This window comes from Streptomyces sp. NPDC012794 (assembly GCF_042901085.1).
Classification (GTDB): Bacteria; Actinomycetota; Actinomycetes; order Streptomycetales; family Streptomycetaceae; genus Streptomyces.
Genome location: NZ_JBIBCI010000017.1, coordinates 120,380 through 131,956, shown reverse-complemented (window position 1 = coordinate 131,956; position 11,577 = coordinate 120,380). Strand labels below are relative to the sequence as shown.

8 protein-coding genes are annotated in these 11,577 nt (G+C 73.6%); 4 read left to right on the top strand and 4 right to left on the bottom strand.

Annotation, left to right across the window (positions count from 1 at the left end; translation table 11 throughout):
• Positions 1 to 485: 485 nt before the first annotated feature.
• Positions 486 to 1,874 carry a nucleobase:cation symporter-2 family protein gene (locus tag ACFY7H_RS27125; protein ID WP_388942895.1) on the top strand — a complete coding sequence of 463 codons (1,389 nt, stop codon included), beginning with the start codon at positions 486 to 488 and terminating at the stop codon, positions 1,872 to 1,874.
• 80 nt (positions 1,875 to 1,954) lie between these two features.
• Here ACFY7H_RS27125 and ACFY7H_RS27120 read toward each other — a convergent pair whose 3' ends face one another.
• Positions 1,955 to 3,034, bottom strand: coding sequence for an Lrp/AsnC family transcriptional regulator (locus ACFY7H_RS27120; protein WP_388942891.1), 1,080 nt, complete (start codon positions 3,032 to 3,034; stop codon positions 1,955 to 1,957).
• A gap of 128 nt (positions 3,035 to 3,162) precedes the next feature.
• Here ACFY7H_RS27120 and ACFY7H_RS27115 point away from each other — a divergent pair, with 128 nt between their 5' ends.
• Both ACFY7H_RS27115 and ACFY7H_RS27110 read left to right on the top strand, forming a co-directional pair.
• A complete protein-coding gene (locus ACFY7H_RS27115; protein WP_388942889.1) occupies positions 3,163 to 5,142 on the top strand; it encodes an ATP-binding protein in 1,980 nt (659 codons plus the stop codon).
• Positions 5,143 to 5,503: 361 nt separating this feature from the next.
• Positions 5,504 to 6,571, top strand: coding sequence for a saccharopine dehydrogenase (locus ACFY7H_RS27110; RefSeq protein WP_388942886.1), 1,068 nt, complete (start codon positions 5,504 to 5,506; stop codon positions 6,569 to 6,571).
• A 6-nt stretch (positions 6,572 to 6,577) separates the two neighbouring features.
• Here the strand turns inward: ACFY7H_RS27110 and ACFY7H_RS27105 are convergent, their stop codons facing one another.
• From ACFY7H_RS27105 to ACFY7H_RS27095, 3 genes are all read right to left on the bottom strand, one after another.
• The gene (locus ACFY7H_RS27105; RefSeq protein ID WP_388942883.1) at positions 6,578 to 7,180 is read right to left on the bottom strand and encodes a 3'-5' exoribonuclease domain-containing protein; all 603 of its coding nucleotides are present in this window, start codon (positions 7,178 to 7,180) and stop codon (positions 6,578 to 6,580) included.
• 40 nt (positions 7,181 to 7,220) lie between these two features.
• Positions 7,221 to 8,501 (bottom strand): GDSL-type esterase/lipase family protein, encoded by a 1,281-nt coding sequence (locus ACFY7H_RS27100; protein ID WP_388942880.1) that lies wholly within the window; start codon positions 8,499 to 8,501, stop codon positions 7,221 to 7,223.
• Between the two features lie 311 nt (positions 8,502 to 8,812).
• Positions 8,813 to 10,042, bottom strand: coding sequence for a glycosyltransferase 87 family protein (locus ACFY7H_RS27095; RefSeq protein ID WP_388942878.1), 1,230 nt, complete (start codon positions 10,040 to 10,042; stop codon positions 8,813 to 8,815).
• A 312-nt stretch (positions 10,043 to 10,354) separates the two neighbouring features.
• Here ACFY7H_RS27095 and ACFY7H_RS27090 point away from each other — a divergent pair, with 312 nt between their 5' ends.
• Entirely contained in the window at positions 10,355 to 11,551 is a 1,197-nt protein-coding gene (locus tag ACFY7H_RS27090) for an acyltransferase family protein (RefSeq protein WP_388942875.1), read from the top strand.
• Positions 11,552 to 11,577 lie beyond the last annotated feature (26 nt).

Below are 11,577 nucleotides of genomic sequence, written 5' to 3'. Positions count from 1 at the left end.
GGCGCCGGGGGGGGGGGCCCCCCGGGGCCGGGGGCCCCCCCCCCGCCGGGGGGGGGGGCCCCCCCGGGGGGGGGGGGGGGGGGGCCCCCCCCCCCCCCCCCGGCCGCGGACCCGAGCGGGGTCCGCGGCAGCCGTTCCCGGGAAGCGCCCGCGGAGAGATCCGAGGGCGCCCCCGGGAGCGGTCACCGCTCCTTCCGGGAGCGGTGACCCGCGAGGACCGCCGTGCGGCGGCACCTGGCGACACCCGCACCCCGTGACACCCCCACCGCGGCGACGCACACTCCGTGCCGCTGCCACGGCACCACCAGCCCCCGGACGGGACGGGGCCACCGCGCGGAGCCGGTTTTTGGGCGAATCGTTTCCGCACCCCTTGGGGCGAGAAGTGGCGACACCACAACTCCATACAGGCTCGACCAGCACCTCTTTCGCACCACCTCCCTGACACCCACGTCCCTGCCGACGTGTTTAACCGACCGGAGGAAGCCGTGGCCGCAACGCCCAGGTTTCGCAAAGACGCAGTCGCAGTACCGGAGGAGAAGCACCCGGTCGACGAGACCTTGCCTCCGCTGAAGATGTTCACGAGCGGCCTCCAGCACGTCGCCGCCATGTACGCGGGTGTCGTGGCCCCGCCCATGATCGTCGGGCCGGCGATCGGCCTCTCCGCCACCGAGACCGCCTTCCTGATGGGTGCCTCGCTCTTCACCGCGGGGCTCGCCACCCTCCTCCAGACGCTCGGATTCTGGAAGATCGGCGCCAAGCTCCCCTTCGTCAACGGCGTCTCCTTCGCCGGTGTGACACCGATGATCGCCATCGGCAAGGGCGAGGGGGACGACGCCATCCCCGTCATCTTCGGCGCGATCATCGTCGCCGGACTGGTCGGCTTCCTCGCCGCCCCCTACTTCGGCAAGCTCGTCCGCTTCTTCCCGCCCGTCGTCACGGGCACCGTCATCACCCTGATCGGCGTGTCACTGCTCCCGGTGGCCTTCAACTGGTCGCAGGGCGGGAACCGCGCCGCCGCCGACTACGGCTCGATGCGCAACATCGGCATGGCCGCCCTCACCCTGGCGATCGTCCTGGTGATGCGGAAGTTCCTGCGCGGATTCCTCCAGCAGATATCCATCCTGCTCGGCCTGGTCGCCGGCACGCTGATCGCCCTTCCCCTGGGCATGACCGGCTTCGACGCCGTCAAGAACGCCTCCGTCATCGGCTTCCCGACCCCCTTCCACTTCGGCGCCCCGCAGTTCCAGGTCGCCGCCATCGTCTCGATGTGCATCGTGATGCTGGTCTGCATGACCGAGTCCACCGCCGACATCCTGGCCCTCGGCAAGATCGTCGGCCGGCCGGCGGACGCGCGGACCATCGAGGGCGGCCTGCGCGCCGACACCCTCGGCAGCGCGCTCAGCCCGCTGTTCAACGGCTTCATGTGCAGTGCCTTCGCCCAGAACATCGGTCTCGTCGCGATGACCAAGGTGCGCAGCCGCTTCGTGGTCGCCGCGGGCGGCGGCATCCTGATCCTGCTCGGCCTGTGTCCGATGGCCGCCTCCGTGATCGGCGTCGTCCCGCTGCCCGTCCTCGGCGGCGCCGGCGTGGTCCTCTTCGGCTCGGTCGCGGCCAGCGGAATCCAGACCCTGGCGGGCGCGGCCATGGAGAAGGGCGAGAACGCCCTCATCGTCGCCGCCTCGGTGGGCATCGGCCTGATCCCGATCGCCGCGCCGGACTTCTACCACGCCTTCCCGGAGGACCTGCTGGTCGTCCTCGACTCCGGCATCAGCACCGGGTGCGTGGTGGCGATCCTGCTCAACCTCGCCTTCAACCACCTCGGCGCGAAGCGGAACGCGGCGGAGAGCACCGCGGAACCGGCCTTGGTCCACTGAGCCGGGCGGCCGCCGGCCGCGTCGCGCGCGGCGGCGCGTACGTCACCCACTGCGGGTGTGGCGTACGCGCCGCCGCGCGCCTACGCCGCCCAGTGCGGCAGGGCCTCGTCCCCGGTGCCGGGCGCCGTGGCCTTCCAGATGTCCGGCGGCACCGTCCGTATCCGCCGGCCCGTCCGGTCCAGCTCCTGCGCCTCCGACTTGCGCACGTGCAGGGCCACCACCGTGTCGGTGACGCGCAGCCCCGGCACCCTGCGCGTCAGGTCGGCGGTGTACCGGGACAGCTCCTCGATGGTGCGCAGCCGGGCGCCGATCATGAAGTTCCAGGGCCCGCTGACGGACATGCAGGTCCGGGTCTCGCGCAGCCCCGCGGCCACCGCCGCGCAGTCGGCCACCTCGTGCTCGGGCACCTCCCCCCACACCGTCGCGGACACCGGCCAGCCGGTCAGCCCCGAAGCCAGCGCGCAGCTGTAGCGCAGGCTCTGTCCCGCCTCCAGCCGGCCCAGGCGGCGCCGTACGGTCGACTCGCTCATCCCCGACTCCCGGGCCAGCGAGGCCACGCTGCGCCGCGCGTCCGCGGCCAGCGCCAGCACCAGCGGCCGGTCCTCCTCGGGCATCGAGGCGACCGGCGCGGGGGAGACGGCGGCCCCCTTGCGGCGACTGCGCCCGGTCAGCAGGTCGGCCTGGGCGGGCGTCAGCTGGTCCAGGCGCCAGCGGTCGGGGGAGCAGTGCACCGCCGTGACCATCGAGGAGCGGGTACCGGTCACCCCGGGGATCCGCTGCACCCGGAAGGACAGGTACTGGTACAGCATGTGCAGGTTCGGTACGGCGACGAAGGCCAGCAGGTCACGTCCGCCCGAGGTGTGCTCCACGCCCATGGTGTGGGGATCGCCGGTCAGGGCCGCACCCACCGCCGGAGAGGTACCCGCCGCGCAGGTCACCTCGACCCACGCCATACACGGCGCCTGCGTGCCGGTACGCAGCCCGATGCCCGAGATCCAGGCCTCGCCGGCGGCGGTCAGCCGCTCCCAGCGGCGGGCGAGCGTCTCGGGGCGCGCCCCGAGCACCTGCGCCAGGCGCTCCCAGCTGGCGCGCGGGGCGAGCTGGAGTGCGTGGACGAGCGCCCTGTCGGTGTCGTCGATGGCGGAAATGGCCGAGTTCATACCTTCCCCTGGTGGTTCTCCTGGCCATCGGCCGGTCAACCCTACTTTCGCCTGATCATCTCTCCTCGTAGGCCCGACCGCGGCATCGGGCGGTCGTGCGTGCCTGGAGGAGAGCGGGAGGAGGACCCGTGGGGGACCCCGGCTCGAGCCTGCGCCACGCGGTGCCGGCCGAACTGTCGAGCTTCGTGGGACGGGAGCGCGAGCTCGCCCGCACCACCGCCCTGCTCGGCACGGAACGCCTGGTCAGCCTCGTCGGACCAGCGGGAATCGGCAAGACGCGGCTGGCCGTGCGGACCGCGCGGGCCCTGGACCGCACCCACGGAGCCGGCGTGCTGTGGGCCGATCTCGCGAGCCTGCCCGCCCCCCTCGGGGACGGCCTGGCACGGGAGTTGGGGCGCCGGCTCGACGGCCGCGGGGCCCTGCTGGTCCTCGACGGCTGCGAGCAGCTCGGGGAGCGCGCGGGGGAGCTGGCGGGGCAATTGCTGGCTCGATCACCCGGGGTGCGAATTCTGGCCACTTCGCAGCGGACCCTCGGATTCCATGAGGGGGCGGAGCTCGCCGTGGGTCCCCTTCCCCTGCCACCGGAACCGCGGGATCCGGCCCGAGGGCATTCCGCCGCCGAGGCCGGGGAGCTCGCCCGGTACGCCTCGGTACGCCTCTACGCGGAGCGGGCGCGCGGCGCCGACCCCCGCTTCGAGATCACCGACCGCAACGCCGGGGCCGTCGCTGCCCTGTGCCGCGCCCTCGACGGGATCCCCGGCGCACTGGAACTGGCCGCCGCCCGCGCCGGCCGGTACCCCCCGGCCGAGGCGCTGCGCAGGCTGAGGGCCGACCCGCTCGGCTTCTTCGCCGAGGGCGCGGGCCGGGCCGGCGGGGCCGACGTGCTGCGCGCACACCTTCCGGCCTCGCCGGGGGAGCGGCTGCTGTGGACCCGGCTGTCCGTCTTCGAGGGCTCCTTCGACGAGGCCGCCGTCGCGCAGGTGTGCGGCTTCGGCGAACTCGGCCCCGAGGAGGCCGCCGCCACCCTGCGCCGGCTCGCCCCCGCCCTGCTCGCGGAGCCGGGGGAGCCGGGCCGCTACCGGCTGCCCCTGTCCGTACGGGCCCACGAGGCCCGGCGGCTCGCGCACGAGCCCGGCGGCGCGGCGGCGCTGGCCGCCCGGCGCCACCACGAGCGGTGCCGGGTCGTCGCCGAACGGGCCGCCTGGCTGTGGCGGTCGGGGGCGCAGCCGCAGGCACGCGCCCTGGCCCTGCGGGAGCTGCCCGACCTGCGCCTCGCCATGGACCCGCTGTCCGGGACCGGCCCGGCGGGCGCCCTGGAGGTCGCCGTGTCCCTGTGGTTCCTCTGGGCGGCCTGCGGGCTGGGCACGGAGGGACACCGGCACCTGGAGCGCGCCCTCGCCCTGCACCCGGCGCCCCGGCCGGCCCGCGCGCTGTGGCTGGCGGCCTGGCTGGCGGCCGCCTCCGGACGGCCCGAGGCGGCCGATCCGCTGCTGGTGGAGGCTTGGAACGCGGCCGTACTGGAGGGGGAGGACGCCGTCCTGGCCTACCTCGCACACGCCCGGGGCACCGTGGCGCTGTGGAAGGACCGGCCGGGGGAGGCCGCCGACGAGTACCGGGACGCCCTCGAACAGCTCCCGCCGGAGCCGGAGTTCGGGCCGGGCCGGGAGGCGCTGCGGGCCGCCCTGACGATGGCGCTCGCGCACACCGACCCGGCGTCCGTGCCCGTGGAGGAGGGCGTTCCGGGAGGTCCCGCCGACCTGTGGGCCCGGTCCTGGTCCGACTGCGGCCACGCGGTCGTGCAGCGCCGTCAGGGCCGTCCCGCACTGGCCCGGACCCGGCTGGTGGCCGCTCTGGAGATCCAGTTGGCCTTCGGGGACCGGCTGGGGCAGGCCTTCTCGGCGGAGCTGCTGGCCGAGCTGGAGGCCGGTCTCGGCCGCTACGAGGAGTCCGCGAAGCTGCTCGGCGCGGTCCACGCCCACCGCCCGGCCGCCGCCTGTGCCCCGCGCGCCGAGCGGATCCTGCGCCTCCGGATGGCCCCGGAAGCCTTCCGCGCGGCGCACGCGGAGGGTTCCCGGGGCACGCTGAGGGACCTGCTGCCGGAACTCTGAGCCGTGGGTCACCGGCCGGGGCGCGAGGTGCCCCGGGGCCGGGAGTTGCGGCGTCGATCCGGCGTACCGCGTCAAGGACGCGGAAAGACATCGCATAGCGCCGGGCCGGCTCTCGCGGGCCCGGCCCGAATCCCGCCAGCCCCGAACCGCCCCAGCCCCGCGCCGCCCCGAGCCACTCCGCCCCGACCCGAACCGTGCCGCCCGGTACCGCCCCGCGCCGCCTGGTCGAGGCACCCGGGTACGTCCGGTATCCGGGAGCCCCTCCGCCCCGCCGCGCACGGCACCGGACCACGCGGGTCCGGCCGGCCGGACCGGAAGGGACGGCCTGCCCCGCCCCTCTGACCGGACAGGTGGTACAGCGATGGCCGACACCCCGCAGCTGTGGATGCGCAGCGAGACCCGCCCCACCGAACGGCGTGCCCCCCTGACCCCCGAGGACGCCGAGCGGCTCGTCCGGCAGGGCGTACGGATCACCGTGGAGGAGTCCGTACACCGGGTCTTCCCGCTCGACGCGTACGAGGCGGCCGGCTGCCGTACCGCGCAGGCCGGCTCCTGGTCGCGGGCCGCGCCCGGGTCCGCGTACGTCCTCGGCCTGAAGGAACTCCCGTCGACGCCCGACCGTTTGCACCACCGGCACGTCTACTTCGGGCACGCCTACAAGGGTCAGGCGCAGGCCCCCGAGCTGCTGCGCCGGTTCGCCGCGGGCGGCGGGACCCTGCTCGACCTGGAGTACCTCGCCGACGCGCGGGGCCGCAGGCTGGCCGCCTTCGGCTACTGGGCCGGGTACGCGGGCGCCGCCCTGGCCGCGCTGCACGCCCGCGGCGCGCTCACCGCCCCGCTGGTCCCGCTGCCCCGGCCGGAGCTGGACGCCCGCCTGCGCGCGGCGGCCCCCGACGGGTTACGGGCGCTGGTCATCGGCGCGGGCGGCCGCAGCGGCCGCGGCGCCTGCGACGCCCTCACCACCGCCGGGATCCCGGTCACCCGCTGGGACCGCACCGCGACCCGCCGCCTGGACCGCGCCGCGCTCCTCGGCCACGACATCCTGGTCAACGCGGTGCTCACCACCCGGCCCGTGCCGCCCTTCCTGACCCCGGCCGACCTGGAGGGCGTCCCCCGGCGGCTCTCGGTGATCGCCGACATCACCTGTGACACCGGATCAGAGCTGCACCTGCTCCCCGTGTACGACCGCCTGACCGACTGGACGGCCCCGGCGCGGCGCCTGCCGGTGGGCGGCCCGCCGCTGGACGTGATCGCCATCGACAACCTGCCGTCCCTCCTCCCGGCCGAGGCGGCCCGCGCCTTCTCGGCGGACCTGCTGCCCAAGCTCCTCGCCCTGCACTCGCCGTCCCCGGACCCGGACTGGCTCCGCTGCCGGGCGGCCTTCACCACCGCGCTGGCGGCGCTGGCGGGCCCGGAGCGGGCGGCGTAGGAGGGGCTACGGGAGCTCCGCGTCCGGCTGCCAGAGCATCAGGTTGCTCATCAGCTCCGCCTGCTCGATCGCGTCGTCCAGCGCGTGGTGGGTGTGGCGGCGCCCGGAGTGGAGTTCGCGGGGCATGCGGCCCTTCACGGCGGCGCGCAGCGGGACGCGGGCCTTCGTCGCGTACAGGGTCTTCATGTCCAGGCAGCCGGAGTGGCCGAAGGGGCTGTCGTCGCCGAATTCGATCAGGTACCAGTACAGGAAGGTCCAGTCGAAGGGGGCCGGGTAGCCGCACATCACCGGCTGGGCGCCGGCGGAGACCTCCCGGACCCAGGCCCGGAAGTCGGCCATCGCCGCGGCCGGTTCGGCGCCCTCGCGCAGGAGGCGGTCGCGGTCGAGGCCGCTGACGGCGAGGGCGGCGTCCACGTACCGGTCGCTGATGGGGCGCAGCTCGCGGTAGAAGGTCTGCCGCTCCGGGTCGGCGGCCGTGTACGCGGCCCCGTCCTGGCGGCCGGCGACGGCCGCGCCGAAGCTGATCATGGAGTAGGGGCCGGGGATCGGGCCGTCGGCCTCGATGTCGACGGAGATGTAGAGGGAGGGACGCGCGGGACGGGCTGCCATGGCCTGATCATGACAGCCCGCCCCGCGGTCCTGCCGCGATTTACGGAGCGGCCGCCAGGAACATGCCGGTGTGGTCGCCCCCGGCGGTGTTCTTGCAGCTCTGGGCCGAGCCGGCGGGCTGGGCCACGGCCAGGGCCAGGCAGCGGCCGAGGGCCAGCTGACCGAAGTAGTTCGGGTGCATGGACTCCTGGACCAGTCCCTGCGTCTCGTTGTTGTCGATCCAGCGCGCCCACTCGCTCGTCTTCGCCGACGCGGGGACGGCGGAGCTGACCTGCTTGCTGGCCTTCGCGCAGACCTCACGCCCCTGGAGCATGTCCCGCAGGTCCAGGAACTGGACGCCCTTGGCCGCCGCGACTCCCTTGATGCGGTTCGCCATCTGCGGCACGAGCGAGTCCCGGGCCCAGTCGGAGTCCCGGTTCCAGAACGGGCATCCGCCGGTGTTGAGCCGGCTCCAGTCGCTCTGGGTGTACCGGTTCTCGGCGCCCCGGGGGATGGGGGAGGGGTAGGACTGGAGCACGATGCGGTACGAGGAGTCCGCGTACCCGGCCTGGCGCATCACGGCCCGGATCTCGTCGACCGACTTGCCGACGTCGGCCATGACGGCGTCGATCTTCCGGTCGACCCCGGCCTGCTGGTCGTCGTAGCAGTACGAGCCCCACAGGACGAAGTCGTACGCGCAGCTCTTGATGATGTCGGCGAAGCCGAGGTCGTTGCCGCCGATGGACAGCGTGATCACCTTGACGTCGCGGCCGGCGGCCACCGCCGCCAGCTGGTCCGCCTGCGGCGCCTCGCCCTTGAAGGCCACGCCGCCGTTGACGGCGCGGAAGACGTTCTGCGAAGTCGCCCCGGAACAGGCCACGTTGACCGCCGTCTCGGCGAGGGCGCCCGCGCTCAGCACCTCGGCCGAATCGGAGCGGTGGCACCCGCCCGCGGTGGTGCCGTAGACCTTGGCGGGATCGTAGGAACCGCCACTGACCCACGCCCGGTCGGTGCCGTTCCTGCTCCCGCTATTCGTCAGGCTGTTGCCCTTCCAGCGTCCGGCCTCGCCGGAGATGTAGCTGTCGCCCATGGACACCACGGCGGTGGGTCCCGTACCAGGCCCGGCCACCGCCGTCCCGGCCCCGCCGGCGAGCAGCGCGGCGGCGAGCGGCAGTACCATCCCGGCCCCGGCCAGTCGTCGCACACGACGCGGGGCGGCCCGGCCCTCGCCGGCCTTGCGGAATCCGATCACTGCGGAACTCCTGCGGTCGGCCACGCCGAAGTCGCCAACAACTTCGGTGCGTGGCTTGGAAAGTGGGGGTACCGCCGGCGCCGGTGGCATCGGAAAGGTGACACGCGCCCACTTGTTACCGCTAGGTACAGTCAGATTACGATGCAGTAACGTCCGACCGGTCGGTCGGGCGCCGCCGGGTTCGCCGCGCATGGGGGCGGGTTGACGTGGGCCTCGCCGGGGGACGGCCGGCGCCCGGGCGCGCCGCTCCGCCGTCGGACTTCGAGCCGGCCTCGGCCGGCCGTCGAACCGGTCCTGAGAGGCTGTCCGCGGACGCGGTGGATCCGGGTACGCGGTGGATCCGGGTACGCGACGGATCCGGGCGCGTCGGCGCGGGCCCGGATCCGGTGTGCTGCGGGAGGTCAGACGAGAGAGGGTTCCCGCCGCCGCTCCGGCGCCCGGTCGGGAGCGGTGCGGGCAGGGGCCGGGGCGGGCCCGGCCGGGCGGCGGCCGACGGCCCGCGAGGCGAGCGCGGCGGACGAGAGCAGGTTGGTGAACAGGACCCGGTAGTTGAAGGTGTTCCCGGCGGAGACGAGCGGCAGCACCAGCCCGTTGACCATCGGGACGTAGCCGATCCAGAACCACGGGGAGCGCGCGGCCGCGCCGTGCGTCACCACGGTCGCGGCCATCGGCACCAGGACGATCAGGGTGTAGTGGTCGAAGGACGGCTTGGTGCCGAGGAAGGCCGCCAGCATCAGCATGGTGCTGGTCTCGACCAGCCGCAGGCCCTCGTGGCCGCCCTTGCGCCAGCGGAGCCAGGCCAGCAGGACCATGACGACCGCCACGGCCGCGCCCACCGCCCCGGCCGCCCCCTCGGCCACGCCCAGCCGGGTCAGCACGTTGGGGACCGACGCGTCGAACGGCGCGGCGAAGCCGCCCTGGCCGCCGAGCAGGTAGGGCAGCGTCTTGGTGAGGAACAGCGTCGGTTGGGGCATCATCGCGCCCGCCGCCACCGCGATCACCACCGGCACCGCGACCGCGACGGCGAGGGCCTTGAACTGGCGGGCCATCAGGAAGAGCAGCGCGACGGGAGCGAGGATCGGCTTGATGCTGATGGCCACGCCGAACACCACCGCGGCCGCCACCCAGCGGCGGCCGGCGGCCAGCAGCAGGACCGCCGGGAGGGCCATCACGTAACCGGAGGTCCAGTTGCCGATCTGTACGACATTGGTGAACGGCACCAGGAAGCAGAGCGCGATCACGCCCAGCACGGACAGCCGGCTCAGCGCCGGGACCCGGAAGACGCGCAGCGAGAGGAACCAGCCGACCAGGATGAAGCCGATGCCGACCAGGGGCAGCAGGTGCAGCCGGGTCTCCAGGGAGAACCAGAGCCACGGCACGCCGGCCAGCACGCCCGGCGGCAGATAGAGGAAGCGTTCCTCCTCGTAGGGGGGCTTGCCCTGGCTGAAGACTTCCGCGGCCTTGATGACCCACTCGTTGTCGAGGCCGACGTTGCCCGCGGTCCGGGCCTGGTAGTAGACGTTGGCCAGCAGGGCGACCGCGGCCACCACCAGGGCCGTCGGTGCGCGTCCCCGGAGCCAGTCCACGAGCCGCGGGTCGGTATCGGAAGCGCTGCCGGCGGCTCCCGTCACACGCCGTCTTCTTCCGGGCGCGCTACGCATGGGACGAGTCCATTCGGTGTCGATGTCGGCCGGTGTTGCCACTCGGCTGCCACCGGCGCCGTAACCAGTCGGGGCCGGCTGGAAGGGCCACCGAAGGCCACCCTACCTCCTGGCCCCGGTGCCCCCACGGGGTGAGGTGCCGTCAGGAGGCAGGCCGACGGGTCTTCCCGCCGGCCAGGAGTGTGGGTCGTTTTGTCATGTTTTGTCCATGGTACGCTGATCGGGTTTGTTTGATTCGTACTGAGGGGGGATCCCCCGCACCGGCCCCCGAAAGCGTTGTCGATGGTCTCCCCCGTCAGTTCCCCGCCGGTCTCCGTGCCGCCGCCTTCGGCGGCCCAGCCGGGGGAGGTGCAGGGCACCGGAACAGTCCCCGTCAAGCGGCCCCGGCTCTACGTGCTGGACGGCCTCCGGCTGATCGCCGCGATGGGGGTCGTGCTCTGGCACTGGCTCGGAGTCGAGCGCTTCCCGCAGGTCTGGCACGGCAAGCCCAGCGACCTGATGCCGGCCGGTCACCTGGTGGGCGCGTACAGCTGGACCGGCGTGGAGCTGTTCTTCCTGATCAGCGGCTTCGTCATCTGCATGTCCTGCTGGGGCCGTTCGGTCGGCGATTTCGTCACCTCGCGGGTGGTCCGGCTCTTCCCCGCCTACTGGGTGGCGGTACTGCTCACGGCCGGCTGCCTGCTGATCGTGCCGACCATCTGGGGCGACAACACCCAGCGGCCGACCGTCTCACGGATCCTCACCAACCTGAGCATGGCCAACATGCCGGTCGGGGTGGACAATCTGGACCCGGTCTACTGGACCCTCTGGGCCGAGCTCCGGTTCTACCTGCTGTTCGGCGTGCTCGTCGCGATCGGCCTGACCTACCGTCGGGTGCTGGCGTTCTGCGGGATCTGGGGGGTCGCGGCGCTGCTGGCGCCCGCGGCGGACTCGCCGCTGCTCACGGCGCTCGCCCAGCCCACCTACGCCTGGTACTTCATCGGCGGCATCGCGATCTTCCTGATGTACCGGTTCGGCGCCAACCTGCTGCTCTGGGGCATCGTCGGGTTCTGCTGGCTGATGTCGCAGGACTCCCTGCGGGGTGTGGTCGACGGCTATGAGTACGGCGCCGAGCACCGGCTCTCCTGGACCCTCACCCTGTTCTGCACCACCGTCGCCTACGGGGTCGTCATCGCCTCCGCGCTGGGTGCGTTCAACTGGATCCGGTGGAAGTGGCTGACCGTCGCCGGGGCGCTCACGTACCCGCTCTACCTGCTGCACCAGATGATCGGCTGGCAGGTGATCACCCGTCTGCGCGAGTACCTGGACCCGTACCCGACGCTGATCGCTGTGACCTTGATCATGATGGTCGCGGCCTATCTGGTGCACCGGCTGGTCGAGCGCCCGCTCGCCCCCTGGATGAAGCGGAAGCTGGACGCCTCTTTCGCCCAGGTGCGCAAGGACGTGCGGGCCGGAGGCGGCACGCGTCCGAGGGGCTGACCGCACCCTCCTCGCCGGCCGGTACG